The 24164-nt window shown below is 59.0% G+C and carries 3 protein-coding genes; 1 reads left to right on the plus strand and 2 read right to left on the minus strand.

The features are described 5' to 3' along the window. Positions 1 to 36: 36 nt before the first annotated feature. Complete coding sequence (locus PLIM_RS03035) at positions 37 to 492, minus strand: hypothetical protein (protein WP_196349519.1); 456 nt, start codon at positions 490 to 492, stop codon at positions 37 to 39. A 218-nt stretch (positions 493 to 710) separates the two neighbouring features. Further along, positions 711 to 1727 carry a hypothetical protein gene (locus tag PLIM_RS03040; protein ID WP_013108852.1) on the minus strand — a complete coding sequence of 339 codons (1017 nt, stop codon included), beginning with the start codon at positions 1725 to 1727 and terminating at the stop codon, positions 711 to 713. 615 nt (positions 1728 to 2342) lie between these two features. On the opposite strand from PLIM_RS03040, the gene PLIM_RS03045 reads away from it, so the two are divergent. Continuing rightward, positions 2343 to 24059, plus strand: a complete 21717-nt coding sequence (locus PLIM_RS03045) for a beta strand repeat-containing protein (protein ID WP_013108853.1) — start codon at positions 2343 to 2345, stop codon at positions 24057 to 24059. The last annotated feature ends 105 nt before the right edge of the window (positions 24060 to 24164 follow it).

The following is a 24164-nucleotide window of genomic DNA, read 5'->3' on the forward strand; positions in this document are numbered from 1 at the left end:
ATTTGTAAGCTCAAACTAACTCGACTTGTAGCCTCTTCATTGAGGCTTAGCGGCGTCGAGCAGATCATTCTCCTGCTGGGCCGTTCTGCGTGTCGGTGGAACAAAGAGTGGAGCGTCACCATCGGAGTTGGAATCGTTGTTTTTCGGGGCTGACCATTGGTCGTTTCCATTCCGAAAACCATCCCGCACTGTCGAGTTCGGATTTGCTGACGAACGAGGAGGTTCTACGTTACCTTGTTCTTCAGGCCAATCGCGGGAGAACTGATCATCCTGTGGTTGCTGATTGGCAGAATTGCGGCGGATGGTGCGATCGGCTGCACTTTGCAAAGCCGTCCGAGCCTGCCTGGCGTCTTCCTGGATTTTCTGCTTGTTGACTTCGAGGTGCAGATCGACCTTCCCTTCCTCAGGTCGATTGGTCGTGACAACTGCGAACCATTGCCTCGAAAAGCCCACGATGGCGAGTAGCACCACGCCGATAAGGATGAATTGCACAAAGCTTTTCATTGCCGGGTTCCCAGGGCAAAATGCAGAAAGACAGAATACCGCTGATGGAAGTTATCGGCGAAAAACGTCTGTCGAATCGACTCACTCATGGAAAGTCGCGGGGAGAGTCGAGCAATTGATTCTCGATCACTCAAAGATAGGCTCAACGTCTGATGACCACGAGCGTGGTGTCTTCACCATTGCGTCATAACGACAGGTTCGTTCAATCAGGGAACGATGAAGACCGCACCGGTTGTGGCACCTGCCTGAAAGAGTGCGCCGCGCAGACTCCAGGGGATTAACCGCTTTTCGTAGGGGGCTGGCGAGCCGGGAAGTGGTTCACCCAGGGTATAAATCGGTTCCCAGGGGAGATCGACACCCATCTGGTAGGGGAGAATGGGAACTCGACCAAAGAAAGCTGCCGCAGAGACAAACGGCTGGAAGGCTTCCGCCTTCATCCGATCACAATCTGTGGCACAGTAGTCACAAGTTTCGCGGCCCCAGCCATGAGTGTAGCCCAGTCGTTCGAGCATGGGTTCTTCGAAGTAGAGCGGCAAGTGCCTCGTGGCCGCCGCTTCCCATTCCACTTCCTGCCACATCCACGGCCGGCTGATTCCGGTGACCATCACTTGTGTCGGGAGTGTGGAAGCCATCTCACGAGCCCGATTGCGGGGAATCTCTCCTGCTGGAAGTGCGATGGAGGCTTTCAGAGAAACAACAGGTCGGTCATTTCCCGCCCAGGGAACGGGAGAATTCGGATCTTCAGTAGCAGTTGTTCCTGCAGTTTTTCCGGCATCTGGAGCGGGAGGCAATGGTGGTTGGATTTGTTCAGCAGCAGGCGTATTGACCTGAGTCGATGGAGGCAGCGGAAGAGGGGACTGGGGAGCCGACTGATTGCTGACAGGCAGCACTTCGCTGGCCCACTCTTCGAAAGCATCGTCACTGTCGAATGCCGGCGGGAGTTCTCCGGGAGTTGAACCCACCGGTTGGGGAGGAACCAGGAACGACTCTTCGACTGGATCGAAGGGCGGCACTGGCTTGTTATCAGCCTCAGCACCCGAAACAGCATCCCCGGAAATCGCGGCTATCTGTTGGGCGAAAAGAGGGGCCGAAGTCACCAGTGTGCAGCAGCAAATCAAAGTGAACACCCAGCCCAGGCCCACGGGACGACAAGACAGCGACAGGCTGCGAGCATGTCGGTCATCCGGTGACGATGGTGAATCTGGAAGATCAATTCGACGCATTGACCAGGGCTCCCTCCGAGCGTCGTCCTCTCGATTTTGCCAGCAGAAAAAATGTCAGTGGAAAATCGGTGAGCACAGACAGGCGTCTCTCGTCTCTTCGTCGTCAGGTGAGACGACTCTCAAGGCCAAAATGTTCTCTCCCGAGAGCTGTTTCAAAGAAAGTCCACTGACGGCGCCTGTCTTTCCTAGATTACCCAGATTTTAGATTTGGTGGTTGTACGCAGGAATATTCTGGAAATCGACGAGTCGTAAGGTTGGGAATGGGTAACTCGTCAGTTTTTACGAGAAGACGGCACAATCCGTGCAATTGAAGGATTTTTTCTCGTACATGCCTACCCATGAGTGCAAAATGAAACAAACGCGAGAAGTCGGGCGGAATTCTGCCTCAGACTCGTGCATTGTGCGCAAGTGATGGCTCCTGAATATCCAGAAGAATTCCTACGACCGGTAATGTCGAGTTACCGGCCAACCCCTTCGGGTTTTTCCCTCACGTAGAGTTCGTGCCTCTGAGGGAGGGCCGCGATGTGGTTCGATGACCTAGTTTGTAAGTGATGGGGCCATGACTGAGGACAGGATACGGAGTTCCTGCCGTCGCTTAAGGCCCGGAGGTTTTTCATGTCAGTGACCCAATGGCTGCAGAATCTTGTGGCCTCCAAACAACGCGATGTGGCGACCTGTCTGAAACCAGGCAGTCTGCGCTCGACCCTCCTGCAGGTCGAGCCGCTGGAGGAACGTCGCGTCTTCAGTGTGACCCCCGTGCTGAATGGAAGCGTACTGGAGATCACTCTCGATGCTGACGGAGACACCGCCTATCTGCGAACTGACGATCTGAATAACGAGCTAGAGGTATACGATCAAACCAACACACTGATTGATTCATTCGATTACAGCACGTTTCATTCGATCAGTTTGATTGGTGATGGTGCGAATAGTGGGGTGCAGACAGTTGTCTTCGACAATTCAACCTCATTGAATCTGGCGGGCGACATCACGACTTCAAGTGATGATATTGAGATCATCAGTATCAATGGCGATTTGAACCTCACAGGGGAATTGTCGCTGACTGTCGGCGAGTCAATTTTTGTTGGCACGAATCGCATCGTATCCGCAGATGACGGAATTTCGCTCCTTGCTTTGAGCGGAACGAACGCAACAGAAGTTAATCTGGCTGCCGATTCGTCACTGACGACACTTGGAAAGATTGAGCTTCGCTCTGATGCCGGTGATATCCATGCGGGATTTTTGACTGCGGGCGATCAGATTGAAGTGGTGGCACAGGATCAGATCACGTTCGCCAGTGACATCGCCTTTACGACGAGCGGAATCGTCAATCTGGCTGTTACATCCACTTTGGGCGATATTGAACTCAACGGTTCGATTGATGCAGACTCTTCGACGGGTGGGGCTTATCTGTTTAACCTCGGGCCTTCGGGAACGCTGTTCCTGAATGGCGATATTCACGCACCGGCTTCTGCGGGGCAGACCACAGTCGATGGGAATCTGACATTCGGAAATGGTTTCAGTTTCGATCAGTTCTTTCTCACGGGGAGTACGCCGAATGGTGACTATGACACCACGGGAAGTGCGTTTCTGGTAACGGGTGCCAACCGTGTGGTCGATCTGGGGAATGCAGACTTTACGTTTACCCGAGAGCCCGGCTATCTGGCTGTTGTCGGGGATCAGTTTCAGGTGATTGCGCTGGCCGACTCCAGCAGCAGCATCACCGGGAATTTCTCCAACCGCTCAGAAGGGGATGAATTCTATAGCGAAGGGGTGCGTTACAAGTACTCTCAGGCTGGCGGAGATGGTAACGATGTCGCACTGACGATCCTTTCGCCGACCACCGTCTGGGTCGATGACGACTTTGCCGCACTGTTGAATGGCGATGATCCTGCCGGGCCCAGAGTGATGTTTGGTTACGACAGTTTTGCTCTCGTTCAGCAGGGTGTCGATCAAGTGGCAGATATGGGTCTGGTCAATGTCGCCGCCCATGCCACCAGCTATAACGAAGAGGTCGTCGTTACTGGAAAATCTCTCACGCTCGTTGGCGAGAGCGCCAGCACCACCACCATTTTCTCCTCCACAGGAACAGCGTTTTCAGCGAGCAACGCAGCTGACATCAGGCTCGAACAGTTGACGTTCTCAGGTGTGAATTCGTTGGACTTAAGTGCCATTGATGCGACAACACTCACGAATATCACCACGACTGGTCCGGCAACCATCACAGGCACACAACTGATATTGATCAGTGACGGAGCCTCGAATGATGTGTTCACCATTAACGATAGTGGTATCTCATCCAGTGGCTTGCTGATAATCGACCAACTCGATTTCACCGTGGATACTTTGGAAGTTGACGCCGGTGATGGCGATGATCAGATCTTTGTGCGTCCCCAGCCCAGCACGACAATCCTGATTGATGGAGGAGATGGAGTCGATACGCTTGAAGCCGACTTCTACGGGCTCTATGGGTTTGCGAATACGCCCGACGGGATGATTGCCGGGGCTGGTGCGTTGACTGCTGCGGACAGGGAGGACGTCACCTACGCCAGCATTGAAAACTACAGCGCATTGGTTGAAGCCAATGCGGTCATTGTGGCGCAGAATCCCGATGACAACGTCGCCGACAACTGGCTGGTCAAACGCAGTGACAGCGACCCCTCGATTCTCGAAGTCTATGTAAATGGTGTGCTCGCCTTCCAGCAGGATTATGCGAGTACCAACAGCCTCACAATCAACGGCTCAGGTGACGACGACACTCTGGTGATGGATCTGTCCAATGGCGAGATCGATCTCGCGGGCGGATTGCATTTCAATGGCGGGAATGGAAACGACGCCATTGAGTTAAACGGCAGCCAGACTTTCACGAAAGTGACACACACTTTCGTCAGTGAGAATGACGGTTCGATTGAAGTCATCGGTAATGGAACCACCAGCATCTCTTACACCGGGCTGGAACCAATTGTCGATAACCTCTCGGCGACCACGCGCGAGTTCATCTTCACTGGCGGAAACGAGACGATCAGTCTCACTGACGACGCAGCGGCTGGTTACAACCTGATCGATTCATCGCTCAGTGAATCGGTTTTGTTTCTCAATCCGACCGACACGCTGATTATCACCGTGCAAAATGGGACGGATACGTTCACAGCGAGTTCGCTGGACGCCGCCTTTGGGGCGAACATCTTCGTCACCATGGACGACGCTGACAGTGCTGGCGCAGACGCACTGATTTGGAATGCGGATACGACACTGGGTTCGGTTCTTGTAGCCGGAACGTTTGAGTTGGTCGTCGAGACAGGCACGATCGACATGAACGCTGCCGTCGACAATACGGCCGGTGGTGGCAGCATTCGGCTCGAAGCCAGCGACGGCATTACTCAACAGGGCAGTTTAACCACAGCCAGCAATATCACCATTGCCAGCACTGGCGGAACAGTGACGACGGAACTGCTGGAGGCCACTGATGCCGTCAGCGAGATCACGATCACGGGAACATCGGTTACACTCGCAGGAAATGTGACTTCGGGAAGTCTTGTTGATATTACGGCCACTGCAGGATCAATCGAACAGACAGGTGGCCTCGTCACGTCGCCAACACTGATTCTCGATGCCCAGACAGGAATCTTCGGCACGACGGCGATGGTGGCCCGTGCGATGGAGATCAGTGCCAGCACGATTACCGCCAAGACCAACACCGGCGGCATGCAAGTGGAAAACGCCGCGACGACAGCGACGACAGCGACTCTCACTGCGACAACAGGCAATATCCTTTTCAACCAGACGGGAGGCCAGTCGCTGACGCTGACCAACGTTGCCACCAGCGGCAACGCGAACCTCACCAACAACGCTACTATGACGCTCAACTCGGCGCTGATCAGCGGTTCGGGGGAACTCACTCTCGAAGGGACCCAAGTCATTTTGGGTGGCAATATCACCGCCTCTGGCCGGGCGACGATCACTGCTACTGATTCGATCACCCAGACCGCCGGGACCCTCACCTCGCCGATCCTCGAACTCGATGCCCAGAACGGTATCGGTTTAGCCGCTGACGCGATGGAAATCAGCACCAGCGACATCAGCGCCACCACGGCAACGGTAGGCGTCTTTCTGTCCAACGCCTCTAATATCACGACGGGAGCTGTGACAGCGAGCAATCTGCAGGCAACGACAAGCGGCAACATTTCGTTCGTGCAGACGGGTGGTCAGAGCCTGAGTGTGACGAATGTGTCGACGACCAGCGGCGATGCGACGATTTCGAATGCGGGAGATCTGACTGTTGCAGCGGCGATGGTCCTGGGGACGAATGGTCAGCTGTCGTTGACGACGACCGCCGGTGGCAATCTCTCGCTGGGAACGGCCACGACGGACGGGAATCTGCTGGTGACGAGTGCGGGTGCATTCACGCAGACAGGAAACACGACGGTCGGCGGCCTGCTCGATGTGGATGCCGTGAATGCGATCGATATTCAGGGAACGCAGGGGATTACGGGCACGACCTCGATCACATCGTCAGGTTCCACCGTTCGTCTGCGACAGGCGTTGACATCGGGTGGAGCGGTGACACTGGCGGGAACTGGCGGCATCACACTGGATGCGACGGGGGATGTGACATCGACGGCTGGCGGTATCACGATCATTGGCGATCTGACCACAGCGGCAAATCTCGTCACTGACGATCAGCCGATCGAGGTGCAGGGGAATGTGCTGCTGACGGGCAGTGTGCTGTTCGACAGCGACAGCACGAACACCGGCACCGGGGCCGATGTGACGGTCACCGGCGATATCGACCTGGCGACGTTCACACTGACAATCGACGCGGGGCCGGACGGTGATTTCTCGGTGGGGGATGTGACGGGGACGACGGGCGATCTGGTGATTGAAGAGGCTCATAGCCTGTCGTTTGGTTCGCTGACGGCCGACACGATCAACATCGGGCCGATCACAGGTGATGTCACGATTGGTGCGGGAGGCTTGACAGCGAACAGTGCCAGCTTCGATCTGGACGGCAACTTCACGAATAGCGGTGCGACGAATGTCACCAATCACCTGCTGGTGCAGGCGGGAGGCTCGATCGAGTTCGTGGGTGATGTGGAAGCGGGTTCGTTGGAACTGGATGCGGGGACGACGATCGACCTGGGGAACGTGGTTGTCGATACCACGACAGTCCTCACGAGTGTTGGGGTGCTGACTGTCGGCGGTACGCTCAATACGGGCGGTACGCTGACCGTGGAATCGACGGCGGGCGATGTCCGGTTCGTGCAGACCGTGACGGCCGGGGGCGAAGTGCAACTCACCGCCGATCAGGAACTGCGGCTCGACAACCTATTGACGGTCACCGCAGGCGGAGCGTCGCTGACGGGTGCCACCGTGCTCTTGGACAACGCCACCATCGTGCAGCTGAATGGTGCCGGCGATGACCTGTCGATCACCGGGACGCTAACGACAGGTGCCAATCTATTCACGACCGGCGGCGATATCACGATCACAGGGAACACGACACTCACTGAGGGAATCAATGTTGGCTCGACGGGGGGGGATATCCTCTTCAATGGCCTTGTTACTGGTGCCGGTTTCGACTTGAGCATTGACTCAGCGGCAGGTTCGTTGGAGTTGGGCGGCGCGGTGACTGCGGTGGACGATCTGGTCCTCAAGGGAGCTTCAGTTACTACGCTTTCGCTGTCGGCGGCGACATTGAATGGGACAACGACAGCCGGCCCCTGGGAAACAACGGGCAACATCACCATCACGGCGGCGATGGAACTGGATGCCACTGGCGGTCTGTCGATCATCGGCAGTATCAGTGCGGGGAGCCTGCAGGCTGTCGCGACGGGAACATCACTCTTCACCGGCACCATCACGACCACGACCGGCAATGTGATTGTCGGCACGACCACAAGCGGGGCGATCGACTTCCAGGACGACGTGACGAGTGCCGGCAATGTGACAGTCACTTCTCTGGGGGCTGTCGACTTCGGAGGCCATCTCTTTGCGAATGGTGTCACAGGTACCATCGAGGTTATCGGAGCGTCGGTCGATTTCGCGGACGATGTGGAAGCCGCGACCAGCATTGAGATCACGGCCAACACAGGAGCAATCAACCAGACTGGCGGGACATTCACCACGCTGACGCTGATCTTGGATGCGGGAGCAGGCATCGGCACGACCGGCGTGGTCAACACTAGTGCCCGGACAATCACCGCCACGACCAACACCGGCGGCATCAACCTCGCCAACCTCTCGACGGTCACCAATGGAGCCGTGACCGCCACCCTCACGGCCACTACCAGCGGCAATATCCAGTTGGTGCAGACGGGTGGCCAAGGCCTCACGATCACGAGCGCTGAAACCAACAACGGCGATATCGTGATCTCGAACACGGGGGCGAACCTTACGGTCACCACGGCCGAGGCTTTGGGTGCGGATGGCGACATCACCCTGAGCACCATTACCTCGGGCAACCTGGAACTGGGGACTGCCGATGCGACGGGCGACCTGAACATCACCAGCGCGGGGAGCTATACACAAAGTGGCAATGTCGAGGCGGACGGGTTGGTTGACATACAGTCGGATGATCTGCTGCTCACCCAGGGAACAGTCACCGCTGGTACCACGATCAACCTCGAATCGACCAATGGCGGCATCGAAGTTCAGCAGGCGGTCGAGGCCGATGGAAATGTTGATCTGCAGGCCCTAAGTAACATTCTACTGACGGGAAGTGTCACAACGGCCAGCAACATCACCATTGAAAGTACTATTGGCGACATTACCACAGCTGTATTGACTGCGACCGGCCTGACGAGCGAAATCCGTATCAATGGGCAAGACATCAGCCTGGGTGGCGATATCGATGCCGGATCTCTGGTGTCGATTTTTGCTGGCGACCGCATCAATCAAACAGCCGGAACGATTACATCACCCACATTGGTACTGGATGCACTTTCAGGGATTGGCACCATATCGACCATTCAGGTGGCATCGAACAATATCGATGCGAAAGCAAGTTCCGGCCGCATCTTCCTGGTGAATGACTCCTCTGTACTGACAGGCGGAGTGACGGCTATCCTGCAGGGAAACAGCGGAAACATTCAGTTCACCCAAACGGGTGGTCAAGAGCTGACAGTCACCTCAGCCACGACGACTGTCGGCAATATCACGCTCTCCAACGACGGCGCTGATTTGAACGCGAATAATACTACGACGTCGTCAGGTGGTATATCACTCTTAACAACGACATCCGGCAGCATTACGGCCGGTCTTGTCGGTTCTGGTGGCGGCAGTGGTGCCATTTCCATCATCAGTGCTCAGAGTGTGACGACGACTAACCAGATCATTACCGACGGCACGATCGTCATCACCGCCGGGACGACCACGGCGGATGACATCATCCTTGGCGGAAATCTGCGTGGGGCCGGTGGACCAAATCAGCCAGTTTCCATCACCCTGACTGCCGGCGGGAAGATCGACTCCATTGGTTCCATGACGACCAACGGGTTGTTGCAGGCCGAGGCGGGGACCTCGATAGAGATCGACGGCACCATCACCGCCAACGCCCTCGATCTTACGGCGGGAACCACCGCCCTCGACAGCATCACACTGGGTGTGGTCGATGTGAATACCACGACCAGTCTCACAAGTGGCGGTGCTCTGCAAGTCACCGGGAACTTCGACACGGGGACCACGACGACGATCAACACGGGGAGTGCGACGTTCTCGGGGACGTATCGTTCGGGAAATCGTACGGAACTCACATCGACAGGTGATGTCCTCTTTGAGCAGACGCTCAATGTCGATGGCGGGGGAATGGAACTCTTCGCCACCGGGACGACGACTTTCTACGCCGCAGTGACTGTCGTGGGAGATGCCCTGATTGGAGATTCCCTCACCGGTGGGACAGTCCAGGCCCAGGGTCCAGTCGATGTCACGGGCTGGCTCACGATCAACAGCCAGGACAACGTGCTGCTCGATGACACGGTGGATGTGGGTGGCGACCTGGTGGTTCATGCCGGCAGGGATGGGACGGGAGATCTGGTGATTGGTGGGGATATCGGCGTTACTCGCACACCCACCGGCATCACGCTGACAGCGGGTGACCTGATCGATGTTGCTGGCTCGATCACCACGACGGGGCTGAGCGGCAACCTGTTCCTGACGAGCGGTACGACAATGACGTTGACTGGGCCGGTCAATGCTTCGGCGGAAGTGCGGCTGGAGAACTGCGGCCTGTTGTCGATTACTGATCCGGCAGGCATCACGGCGGCTGGCCGAATCATGCAGGCGGGGGCAGGAGATGTCAGCCTGCATGGGAACATCACTTCGACCAGTGGTGAGGTGAATTTCGCTGAAGATGTCGTGCTGACGAGCGATGTGGTTGTTACTTCTGGTAGCAGCATCACCTTCCAGAAGACAATCAACGGGACCACTGCCGGTAGTGAAGACCTGACGCTTGATGCCACCACGACGGTAACTTTGGGCGGGGCTGTCGGAGCGGTAACGCGACTCGGTGTGCTGACCATCGATGGCACGACGGTGACGACGGCCGGGATCACAGCTGCCGCCCTGGATGGTGAGACGACGAGTAGCGGCAACTGGGATACCACGGGAGATGTGGACATCACCGGTCTGGCGAAGGTCATCGCAGCGGGCAGCTTCACACTGACAGGGAACCTCAACGCCGCTGAAGTCGAAGCCACTGCCAATAGCGACCTCACCATCACGGGCACAACCAGCACTTCGGCGGGTGGAGATGTCACGCTCACCACCCTCACCACAGGTAATGTCGAAGTTGGAGCCATCGATGCCGACGGCGATGTGCGAGTCACGACTGTGGGGAGCTATACCCAGAATGGGAACGTTGAAGCGGCCGGGTTGATTGACATTCAGTCGAATGGTCTTCTGCTCACGGTGAGGACAGTCACAGCTGGCACCACGCTCGACCTGGAATCGACCAACAATGCCATTGAGATTCAGCAGGCTGTTTCGGCAGGTGGCAATATCACGTTGATTGGCAGCACTAACGTGACTCTTGGCGTCAATGGTGATGTGGCCGCAACGAATGCGGGGAGCACAATCACTGTCACGGGCGACCTGACCACGGCTGGCGATCTGGTCACCAATAATGGGGCCATCCTGATCAACGACGATGTGACGCTGACGGGGAACGCCAAGTTCGACAGCAACTCATCGGACGGCGTGGGTGGCGGGGCGGATATCACCGTGAGTGGCGCCGGGGGCATTGACCTGGGCGCGTTCACGCTGACCATCGATGCCGGGTTTGTCGGTGACTTCGCGACGGATCTCGTTACCGGGACGCCATTGAGCGCACTCGTGATCACGAATGCCCAGGATGCGTCGGTGGGCACGGGGAACTTGACCGCGGGGACGGTGACCATCGATCTGGTGGGTAACTTCACCAATCACGGCACCGCGACTGTGAACGACCTCATCGATGTGGCGGCTGGTGGCAACATTCTATTCCAGCAGGCGATCGATGCCGAGAGTGTCGATCTTTCCGCCAATGAAGATGTCACGCTGAATGGCGATGTGACCGCCGTCACGAGTGTGAAGATGGTTGCGAATGCGGATGGGACGTTGCCCGGTGGCAATGTGACGACGCAGGCCATCACCACTTCGGGACTCTCTTCGACCATTGAACTGCGGGGCGATGCGGTCGATCTGGGTGGCGACATCGAAGCGGGTGAGTCGGTGCTGGTGGTCGCGACCAGCGGTGCGATCACACAACTGGCGGGAACCACGATCACCACGGACAATCTGGGCCTCTTCGCGGCAGGCGATATTGGTACAGGGCTGCAGTTCTTCCAGACGGATGTGAATCGGTTGGCCGTCCGTTCGACGAGCGGCGATGTGTTCCTGGAGAACGCCAGCGATCTGGAAATCGGCGGAGTGACGTTCGAGAGCTTCACGGGAGCGTCGGCAGTCAATCTGACCGTCAACGTCGTCGCTGGTGCGCTTAATGTGAGCGGCAACGTCAACACGACCGACGACATCACGTTGGACGCCACGAGCGGCATCACAATCTCGGGAGATGTCCTTTCCACCGGTGGCACGATCCTTCTCGACGCTGACAGCGATGCCGACGCTAACGGTGTCTTCAACGTGACAGCGACCGGATCGGTGGAAGCAACGTCCGAAGCGATTCGTATCACGGCGAGTGATGTCATGCTGGCTGGTTCGCTGACAGCCAGCGGCGCCGGAACGTTTGGCCCGAATAACGCTCCAGTTGGTTTTGTCGAGATCCGCCAATCGACGGCTGCAGCGACGATTGGTCTGGGATTGGCCGCTGGGGATCTTTCACTGGATGCGGCCGAACTGGCCAATATCACCACCAATCAACTGATTGTCGGGCGGACAGATGGTGGCGATGTATCGATCGCAGCAGCGGGTAATCTTTCCCCGCACATCGGGACGCTGGTGCTGCTGACAAACGGGAATGTGGCGGGGGCGGTCGATGGCTCGCCGGATGTCTCAGTGGGTCAACTGGCCATTGTCGCCGGTGGGCAGGTGGCGCTCGACTTCGATGTCACCACGCTGGCGTTAAGTGCCGGGAATGCGGTGACGGGACATGTGCTGCAGGATACGGCCGGGAGCCTGACGATTGGTTCGCTGGCTGAAGCGGTCGGCGGGACGCTGGTCGCCGGTGTGCAGACGGGGACAGGGCAAACGACCATCGAAGCGCTGGGCGGGGACACGGGCGATCTGATTATCAACTCGCTCATCGTGGCGGGCGGGAACAGTCTGACACTGATGGCCGATGACGATGTGACGGTGAACGCCGATGTAACGCTGGCGACGGGCACCCTCGTCATCGAGGCCGATGCCGATGGCAGCAGCAACGGCGAGATCACGATTGCCAGTGGTGCGGATGTGGCCGTCACTTCGGGGCTGGCAACTGACAGCATCACACTTTGCGCCGCCGACCTGGATGTGGCAGGGACTGTTAATGTCGGTCTGGGGACGGTCGAGCTCCTCACCAGTACCGCCGCAGGGACATTCGGGCTGGGTTCGGGAAGTGGTAGCTACGAAGTGACGCAGTCGGAACTGGATCAGATCACAGCCAACCGGCTGCTGGTCGGATCGGCCACCAAGACCAACGCGGGGATCGAACTGGGGGATGTGAGCTGGAGCGGCGCGGGGAAGGAAGCCCGCCTGACAACCGACGGCGCGATCACTCAGGATGCGGGCTCGACGCTCGCCATCACCACGCCGACCCTGGTGCTCGATGCAGCGACAGGGATTAATCTGCAGGTGAATGCCGACAGTCTTTCTGCTCGCAATCGCACCAGTGGCGACATCGTGCTGGTCGATACCACTGGGGGGCTCACCATCGCCAACGATCTGGTCGTCGGTGGGTTGGTCAATCAGACGGCGGGCGGTGCGATCGATCTGCGAGTGGCGGCCAACACGCTCACCACTTTGGCCGGGGCACAGATCGCCACGAATGTCGGTCACATTAGGCTGCGGGCCGACGAATATGTGCTGGGCGCGGGAATCAACGCAGGGACGGAGACGGTTCTGCTGCAGAATGACACGGCGGGCCGGACAATCAGCCTGAACGGTGCGGCGGCGGGGATCAACTTGTCGCAGGCTGAACTGCAGGGGATTGTCGCCGGCACGCTGGAAGTGGGCCGGGCTGATACGGGAGATGTGAGCGTTGGCGATATCGATGGGCTGAATGTCACCACGCTGGCGATCATCACCAACGGCTCAATTGAGCAGAACCTGACCAGTGTGATTACCGTCGCCAACCTGGCGCTGGTCGCGCAGACAGGCATTAACCTCACCACACGGGTCGATACACTGGCGCTGCGGAACGGGACGTCGGGTAGCGTGACCATCAATCAGGGGAACCGGGCGCTCACGCTGGGTGAAGTGAACCTCAAGGCCTCGACGGTGACGGGAACCACCCAGAACGGCAGTGGCGACCTGGAGATCACTGCCGCCAATAGTGTGACCATCACCGAAGAGATTACCAGCAGTGGCAACGTACTGATCGATGCGGTGGGTGCAATCAGCCAGCAGGCCGATATCGACGCCACCGGTGAGACAGTCACGCTGGAAAGCGATGCGACCATCGGCATGGCCAGCGGCACCAGCATCACGGCGACCAGTGCGACACTGACGGCAGTGGGGGACGTCACTCTGGCGGAAATTGTCGCGGGGACGATCGAGGTCACTTCAACGGGTGGTTCGATCCAGGATGTGGATGTCTCCGACAGCACGGTCAATTTGAACGCCGGGGCGGGTTCGATCACGCTCGCCGCTGCCACGGGAATCGGCACGACCGGCGGGGCGGCGGGAACGCTCGAACTCAGCGGCAAGACAATTAGCGCTACCAGCACAAATGGCGGCATGAATCTGTCCAACGCCTCCAATATCACGACGGGAGCTGTGACAGCGAGCAATCTGCAGGCAACGACAAGCGGCAACATTTCGTTCGTGCAGACGGGTGGTCAGAGCCTGAGTGTGACGAATGTGTCGACGACCAGCGGCGATGCGACGATTTCGAATGCGGGAGATCTGACTGTTGCAGCGGCGATGGTCCTGGGGACGAATGGTCAGCTGTCGTTGACGACGACCGCCGGTGGCAATCTCTCGCTGGGAACGGCCACGACGGACGGGAATCTGCTGGTGACGAGTGCGGGTGCATTCACGCAGACAGGAAACACGACGGTCGGCGGCCTGCTCGATGTGGATGCCGTGAATGCGATCGATATTCAGGGAACGCAGGGGATTACGGGCACGACCTCGATCACATCGTCAGGTTCCACCGTTCGTCTGCGACAGGCGTTGACATCGGGTGGAGCGGTGACACTGGCGGGAACTGGCGGCATCACACTGGATGCGACGGGGGATGTGACATCGACGGCTGGCGGTATCACGATCATTGGCGATCTGACCACAGCGGCAAATCTCGTCACTGACGATCAGCCGATCGAGGTGCAGGGGAATGTGCTGCTGACGGGCAGTGTGCTGTTCGACAGCGACAGCACGAACACCGGCACCGGGGCCGATGTGACGGTCACCGGCGATATCGACCTGGCGACGTTCACACTGACAATCGACGCGGGGCCGGACGGTGATTTCTCGGTGGGGGATGTGACGGGGACGACGGGCGATCTGGTGATTGAAGAGGCTCATAGCCTGTCGTTTGGTTCGCTGACGGCCGACACGATCAACATCGGGCCGATCACAGGTGATGTCACGATTGGTGCGGGAGGCTTGACAGCGAACAGTGCCAGCTTCGATCTGGACGGCAACTTCACGAATAGCGGTGCGACGAATGTCACCAATCACCTGCTGGTGCAGGCGGGAGGCTCGATCGAGTTCGTGGGTGATGTGGAAGCGGGTTCGTTGGAACTGGATGCGGGGACGACGATCGACCTGGGGAACGTGGTTGTCGATACCACGACGGTTCTCACGAGTGTGGGGACATTGACCGTCGGCGGCGACTTCGACACAGGGACGACCTCAGATATCTCCAGCGGCGATGTGACGTTCGTCGGCACCTACCGCTCGGGTGGGCGGACGGAGATCGCTTCGACCGGGAATGTGCTGTTCCAGTCGACGCTGGATGTCGACGCGGATGGACTGGAGATCATCGCTGACGGGACGACGACGTTCGATCAGGCCGTCACAGTCGTTGGCAACGCGGTCATTGGCGACACGAACAGTGGCACGGTGCAGGCGGTGGGCTTGGTGGATGTGGCAGGCGATCTGACGATCATGACGGCGGGTGACATCGATCTGGATGACACGGTCGATGTGGGTGGGAACCTCCTGTTTGATGCGGGGCAAAACGTCAATGTGGCGGGTGCTACTGATGTCGTGGGTAATGCGACGGTCACAGCGGACGACGATATCGACTTCGGCAGCACGCTTGATGTGGGTGGGGTATTGAGCCTGACGGCGGGAACGGCCAACACGGACGACATCCGGCTGGCAGGGAATGTGGGTGCCACGCGGACGCCGACTTCGATCACGCTGGATGCAGGTGGGTTGATCCAGGCATTGGGGACGGTGACCACGAGTGGGCTGTTGGAAGCCGATGCGGGGACTTCGATTGAGGTGCAGGGGCTCTTGACGGCCAATGCGCTCGATCTCGATGCCGTTACCGACATCACGCTGGACGATGTGAGTGTGATGACGAACAGTCTGCTGCGGGCGGGCGATGCGATTCTGGTGAACGGGACGTTCAATACGGGTTCGCTGGATGCGGTGGCTGCTGGGACAACGACGTTTAATGAAGCCGTCACGGTGACGACGGGGAATGGGGTCATCGGCGACGCGACGAGCGGAACGGTGCAGGCCTTGGCAGCGCTGGATGTCAGCGGCGATCTGACGATCACGACGGCGGCTGATATTGATCTGGATGGGACGGTCGATGTCGGTGGGAACCTGCTGTTTGATGCGGGGCAGAACGTCAATGTGGAGGGTGCCACGGATGTGGTGGGAAGTGCAACGGTCACGGCGGACGACGATATTGACTTCGGCAGCACGCTCGATGTGGGCGGGGCGCTGAGTCTCACAGCGGGTGTGGCCAACACGGACGACATCCGGCTGGCAGGGAATGTGGGTGCCACGCGGACGCCGACTTCGATTACGCTGGATGCAGGTGGGTTGATCGACGCTTCGGGGACGGTGGCGGCGGGGGGAATTCTGACGGCCGATGCCGGGACTTCGCTGAACTTCGATCAGGCGGTCACGACGACGGGTGCGGGGAGCGACATCCTTCTGACCAGTGGCACAACGATGCGGCTGGCGGGAGCGGTGAATAGCAGTGGCGAAGTCGAACTGGACAACGGTGGGCTGCTCTCCATCCTCGATCCCGCCGGAATTACAGCAGCAGGCCGAGTGGTGCAGATCGGGACGGGGGATGTGAGTCTGCATGGGGACATCACTTCGACCAGCGGTGAGGTCAACTTTGCTGAAGATGTGGTGCTGACGAGCGATGTGGTCGTAACCTCGGGGAGCACGATCACCTTCCAGAAGACCATCAACGGCACAACAGCCGGTGCGGAAGACCTGACACTCGACGCGGTGGGTGATGTGACCTTGGGCGGGGCTGTCGGCAACACGACCCGACTGGGCGCGCTCGTCATCGAAGCGGCTGCCGTCTCCACCCAGGCACTGACGGTCGCCTCGCTCGACGGTACTTCGCAGACGGGGAACTGGACAACCACGGGGAACATCGACGCGACGGGGGCCGTGCTGCTGGAGGTGGCAGGGAACCTCGACATCAATGGCAACCTGGAGGCAGACAGCCTCGATGCAGTAGCCGACGGGACTTCGCTGTTCGCGGGGACAGTCGATGTCACGAATAACGCGGTGATCGGGGCGGCGACTTCCGGGGCGGTGACGATCAACGATCTCGTCACAGTCGGGGGCGATCTGACAGTCCGCTCAGCTGACGACATCACAATTGGAGATGGACTGCTCACCGATGGAATGGATGTCACCGGGGCTGTGGTTATGAATAGTGTCAGTGGTGATGTCACGGTGCGGGGCACCACCGAGGCGGGTTCGCTGAATACGAACGCGGGGAATGACATCCTCTTCGACGGGTCGGTCACGACGGTCGGCGGGATGGTGCTCACCGCCGGTCAGGATATCGACGTGACGGGGGCAGTCGATGCCGGGGCGACCTTCAGCGCGACGGCGACCGCTGGTGCGATCTCGCTGGATAGCACGTTGACCACGGGGGCTGCCGCCGATTTGACGAGCGGGACGACGACGACAGTGCTGGGTGTGGCATCGATCGATGGCAATCTGGATGTGCTGGCGGGGGACACGATCCGTTTTGCCCAGACTCTGGATGCCACGGGTGCGGTGACACTGGAAACAGGGGCAAGCGCCACCGACGAGATCCTGCTGGAGGGTGCGGTTGGCGGCGTGGCCAGCCCGACTTCGATCACACTGACATCCGGCGGCAAGGTGCTGGCTTCGAGCCGCGTGACAACGAGCGGCACGCTGGAAGCCGATGCTGGAACTTCGATCGAGGTGCAGGGACTGCTCACGGCCAATGCGCTCGATCTGGATGCCGGGACGGACATCACGCTGGACGATGTGCTGGTGACGACGAGCAGTCTGCTGCGGGCGGGCGGCAACATCGAAGTGAACGGGACGTTCGACACCGGTTCCTTGGATGCGATCGCGGGGGGGACGACGACGTTCAATGACAGTGTCACGGTGACGGCGGGGAACGCGGTCATCGGCGATACGAACAGCGGGACGGTGCAGGCACTCGACTCGCTGGATGTGGCAGGCGACCTGACGATCACGACGGCGGGTGACATTGACCTGGACGGCACGGTCGATGTTGGTGGGAACCTGCTGTTCGACGCGGGGCTGAGCGTCAATGTGGCCGGGGCCACCGATGTGGTCGGTGCTGCGACCGTCACGGCGGACGACGACATCGACTTCGGCAGCACGCTTGATGTGGGTGGCGCACTGAGCCTCACAGCGGGAATGGCCAATACGGATGACATTCGATTGGCGGGGAATGTGGGTTCCACTCGGACACCAACTTCGATCACGCTGAATGCGGGGGGATTGATCCAGGCGTTGGGTTCGATCACGACCAGCGGGCTGTTGGAGGCTGATGCCGGGACTTCGATAGAAGTTGTGGGGGATCTGGACGCGGGTTCTCTGGAACTCGACGCCGGGACGACGATCGATCTGGGGAACGTGACAGTCGATACCACAACAGTCCTCACATCGGTAGGAACGCTGACTGTCGGTGGCGACTTCGACACGGGGACGACTTCGACCATCTCCAGCGGCGATGCGACGTTCACGGGGACCTACCGTTCGGGCGGACGGACGGAGATCGCTTCGACGGGGAATGTCTTGTTCCAGTCGACGCTGGATGTCGACGCGGATGGACTGGAGATCATCGCTGACGGGACGACAACGTTTAGTCAGACGGTCACGGTCGTCGGCAACGCGGTCATCGGGGATACGAACAGCGGAACGGTGCAGGCGTTGGCAGCGCTGGATGTGGCAGGCGATCTGACAATCACGACGGCGGCTGACATTGATCTGGATGGCACGGTTGATGTCGGTGGAAACCTGCTGTTTGATGCGGGGCAGAATGTCAATGTGGCGGGTGCTACTGATGTCGTTGGTAATGCGACAGTGACGGCGGACGACGATATTGACTTCGGCAGCACGCTCGATGTGGGCGGGGCACTGAGCCTGACGGCGGGAACGGCCAATACGGACGACATCCGGCTGGCGGGGAATGTGGGTGCCACAAGGACGCCGACTTCGATCACGTTGGATGCCGGTGGTTTGATCCAGGCGTTGGGGACGGTAACGACCAGCGGCACTTTGGAAGCCGACGCGGGAACTTCGATTGAGGTGCAGGGGCCACTGACGGCTGACTCGCTGGATCTCGATGCCGTGACGGATATCACGCTGGATGATGTGGATGTCACCAATGCGAGCGTGATCGCGGCGGTGGGCGATCTGCTGGTGAATGGAACTTACGATGTCGGGACGACCAGCACGATCACGGCCAACGATGCGACATTCGTCGGTGCCTATGAAACAGGTGGTCGGTCGGAATTGGATCTGACGGGCGACTTCGAGGCCCAGTCGACGTTCACAGTGGTCAGCGGCGGGTTGGAGCTGCTGGCCAACGGAACGACGACATTCGTGGGCGTGGTGGAGATCACAGGTGCGGCGGTCATCGGCGAACTGACCAGCGGGACGATTAACGCGCAAGAGACCTTCACGGTCACCGGCGGCGATCTGACGCTCCAGAGTGCCGACGACATCGACTTCGACCGGGCGCTGGATGTCTCGGGTGCGATTGTCGCCACTGCCGGGAACGACTTCCTGGCCCAGGAGACAATTGACGCCGCTTCGCTGACAATCGATGCCTCGCGGGATGTCCTGATTGATGGAGCGGTGGCGACCAGCGGACTGGTGGATGTCACCGCCGGTCGCGATGCGGTCTTCGGCGATACGCTCGATGCGGGGACGACACTCACGGTGAAGGCGACGACGGGCGATGTGAGGTTTGTGGGGGCTGTCACCGCGGGTAGTGTCGTGGTGGTGACGGCGACTGTCGGCGAGATTCGAGTTGATGATCTGCTGACGGTCACCGACGGCTTCGTGCTGCTCGAAGGCTCAAGTGTTCTGCTCGATAACGATACCGTGGTTCAACTCAACGGTGCAGGACGCGGCCTGACCATTTTGGGGACGCTCACAACGGGTGCCGATCTACTCACGAATGGCGGAGACATCCTTACGGGCGGTGGCGGCATGACCTTGACCGATTCCATCACGATTGAGACTGCCGGAGGGAATCTCGAATTCAACAGCACTATCAATGGGCAAGTCGCCAGCACATTCGACCTGACGATTGATACGGATGACGGCCGCGTGGATTTCAACAATTCCGTGGGCGACATTAACCCTCTCAGGAATCTGGTCATCAGTGAGGCTGGAGATGTGTTGCTGACCGATGTTCAAGCCGATTTGCTGAGTATTGCGGACAGCTCAGGCACAGTCACTTTTGTTGGTGATGTGATCACAACCGCAGCCAATGGACTGGATGTGACGGCCGAGGCGATCGTCATGCTGGCGGGGAGTTCGCTGAACTCGACCGGGCAGGATGTCGTACTGACGGCGAACGATATCGACCTGAACGGCGATGGCATCACAGCCACCGGGGTCACTGTGTTCCTCCAGACTCGTGACGACGCGACGGCCATCGGGCTGGAGAACTCCTCCACGGCGATGAACTTCACCGATGCCCAGCTCGACAAGATTCTTTCAAATAGCCTCGTTATCGGGACGGCGACCAACACGGGCGGAATCACCGTCGGCACCGATGCTCCGCTGACGATGAATCAACCCGAGGTGCAACTGCTGACGGCTGGTGATGTGACAGTGAACGGCTCGCTGACGGTTCTGGGGACGGGGACACTCGCGGTCGATGCGGGTGACGATGTGGCGGTCTTCGGGACGCTGGCCACCACGAACGGTGCGCTGGTCGTGAACGCGGACGACAACATCACGATGGGGGCTGCGGGACGTGTGACGAGCACGGGTGGAACGATCACTCTCGCCGCCGATGCTGATCTGAATGGAGCCGGCTCGTTCACCATGACGAACGGCGCCATTGTCGAATCGCAAACGCAGTTGGTGACGATCACGGCGGCGGGTAATGTGACTGTCGGTCAGGTGATCTCCGGTCGAACGGGTGGGCTGGCAATCGATGTTGTGTCGCGAAACGGCGCGATCATCGATGGTGGCGACACGGGGGGCTCGGATCTGATCGCCAACGGTGCGGGGGCGATCACGCGGCTCGATGCGGCCACGGGGATCGGCAGTGCGACGGGTCTGGCAAGCGATGCCGCCCTGGAAACCACGGTTTTTGAGCTTCAGGCGACCAACCGCACGAGCGGCGACATCCGCATCGACGAGACCGATGCCTTGCGGCTGCAGGATATCGACAACCAGGGGCCGGGGGCCATCGCCGTTCAATCGGTTGGGACGATGACGCTGCTGACGGGCTTTGATGTGACTGCCGCCAGCGGTCTCGTTTCGCTGTTGGCGACAGGTGCGGCGGCCGATCTGCTGCTCAACGGCTCGGTCACGACGACGACGAGTTCGATCACGCTGGGAGCGGGTCGGAATGTGCAGTTCAGTGGTGTGACGACCATCCAGACGAACGGCAACATCGGGATCACGGCGACGAACGGCACAGTGCGGATGCTCAACGGCTCGGTGGTGAATGCGGGAGCCGGGACGATCGCCGTGACGGCTAATGGAGATGTCAGTATTTCGCGACTGGTGACAACAAACGCGACGACGAGTGCCGTACAGATCACCTCGCAAACCGGTGGCATTCGTGATAGCGGCGAAAGTGGTGGGGCTGATATTCAGGCCGACAGTGCAGGGGCCTTGGTCACCTTGAGGGCCGCGACAGGGATCGGCAGCGTTTCCGATGGCGGTGCCGATGCACCACTGGAACTGCAAGTTGCTCGACTGGATGCGATCAACAGCACCAATGGCGATATTCGGTTCAGCGAAGCGACGGGGCTGAACATTGAACGCCTGACTCAACAGGGAGCGGGTCAGATCGAGGGTGTGGTGAACGGGGCCACGATCATCACCGCGGCGGGTCAGGGGATCAGCAGCCAGACGGGGGACATCTCGCTCACGGTGAATGGTGCCGACGCGGATTTGACGGTGCTGAACAACGTCTCCACGACCGGCGGCGACATCACCCTGAACGTGCGGGGGGATGTCACTGCAGCGGCAAATGTGACGATCGCTTCGCAGGGCGGGAACATCGTCATCGCGGCGGACAGCGATCTCAACAACGTGGGTGGAATTGCCTTGGCGGATGGCTCGTTGATCGATGCTGGTGCGGGGACGATCGTGCTCTCCGCCGCCGAGAACATCGCGGTGAGCCGGCTCGTCTCGACGAATGCCGGGGGGGCGGCGGTGTCGCTCACTTCGCGGCTGGGGGCGATCACCGATGCGGGGGACACGGGCGGCGTGGATATCGACGCACCGACAGTGGTGCTGCGGGCCGCAACAGGTATTGGTTCCGGCAACGCCCTGGAGACGAACATCGCCACGCTCGCTGCACGGAACACGACCAGCGGTGGCATTCAGATCGACAACACTGCTGGGGCTGGGCTGAATGTCGCAACAGTGGATGGACTGACGGGAATCACGAACGCGGGGGCCAACGGGCTGGTGTCGCTGGTAACGTCAGGGGATGTCTTCATCAACGGGGCGGTGCTCAATACGGCGGGGGGGACGATCGAGATCACTTCGCTGACCGGGGATATCACTCTCAACCAGCGGTTGGCAGCCAAGGGAGGGAATGGTTCGATCTCTCTGGATGCGGATGAGGATATCAATCTCAACGACACGGGTTCGCAGCCAGATGTGGAAGTTCAGGGAGCGGGGAGCGTGGTGGGTGTCGCCGGTGGTCTGGTGAACTTCGCACCAAATGTGCAGGTGGCCAGCCAGACGGGGGCGGTGACCGATGTGCCGCCGCTCTTGATCAATGTGCAGACACCACAGGTGCAGGCGGATGGTTCGGCACAGGTCTCGGGGACTTTTGGCCGTCCGGGCGAGAAGAATTTCATCATCACAGTCGACTGGGGCGACGGGACTGTCGAGACGTTCTATTTTGATCAGCCGGGGAACTTCCTGTTCAAGCATACTTACAACGGCAATCCGGATCCGAACAACCCGGCTTCACCAATCCCGATTACAGTGACGATCGAGCAGGATCCGCTCATCCGCTTCTTTGAAGCCCGCGTGGTGGAACAGAACACGACGACGGTTACGAGTTTCGCGAGCGTGCCGGGCGAAGGATTGGCGGGAAGCATTCCGTTCGATCTGACGCCACCGGTGCGGCCCGTACCGGAACCAGCGCAAACAAGGCTTGATGAAGCGCTCTTATCGCAGAGTGTCGGATTGAGTCTGAGTGATGTCCTGCAGGATGAAAGTACTGCCGGCGAAGCTGTTGGTGACGATGAGATCCAGGTTGTGATCCAGGTGCTTGGTGCCGATGGAGAGGTTCTCCAGAGCGTGGCTTTGAACGAGAGTGTGCTCGACGATCTCCCGAAAATTTTCAAAAAGTTGCCAGACGGGCAATACAAGGTGGTGGTTCGAGAGCCGGGTGAACCTGTTGAGAGAACTGTCCTTGAAGTCGAATTGCGTCAGGGACGGATCGTCAACGAGCAGGAACAGGATCTTGACCGACCCCCACGGGAAACAGGGAACCCGTCAGGTGTGAATCCGGAAGCGAATATGCCAGGGGCTGGTAACCATCGTGCTGCTGGCGAGAGTGAACGGATGGCCCAGTTCTCGAGAGAGGGCCAGGAAAACCAGCAGGCCGCACAGGGTTTTGGATATCGTTCGTGGCGAATTCAATCCCGGCTGGACGAAGCCTTGGGAGCGAAATCGGTTGAGCAAGAGACTGGTCGAGGGCAGGATGTTCTGTTCGAAGTCAAAAACAGTGAGTCGAGCCGTGATGCCTCGCTGATGAGGGTTTTATCGCTCGTAACGGATGTATCAGATCCTCTGATGAAGGAGGTGAATGAGGCAGAAATTCCCCTGAACGAAGATTTCGACTCGATGGAACGAAGGGAATCGCTGGAGATCGATACCGAGATTGCCTGTATGGAAGAAAATTCGGGAGGATACTGGATCACTCAGGTCGCCATAGCCGGTACGATCATGTTGGGCGGAGTGGCTGTCACAAATTCTCTGACTGATAAGGTTTCGCCGCTGGCGAGAGGTCGTCGGCTCATGCGAAGATTATCGGGAAGATAGCTGAGTTCGAGTCCTGAAGAACCTGAGTAGAGAAGCGATTCAGGTGACGGAAACTCCCTGAGAGTCGCTGAATACTCTGAATTGTAATTTCAGATGGTGGTTGGA

Origin of the sequence: Planctopirus limnophila DSM 3776 (genome assembly GCF_000092105.1) — a bacterium.
Lineage (GTDB): Bacteria > Planctomycetota > Planctomycetia > Planctomycetales > Planctomycetaceae > Planctopirus > Planctopirus limnophila.

Bases quoted from the DNA above. Each gene is read 5' to 3' on its own strand.
- PLIM_RS03040 (WP_013108852.1), bottom strand. From the start codon at position 1,727: ATGCGTCGAATTGATCTTCCAGATTCACCATCGTCACCGGATGACCGA.
- PLIM_RS03045 (WP_013108853.1), top strand. From the start codon at position 2,343: ATGTCAGTGACCCAATGGCTGCAGAATCTTGTGGCCTCCAAACAACGC.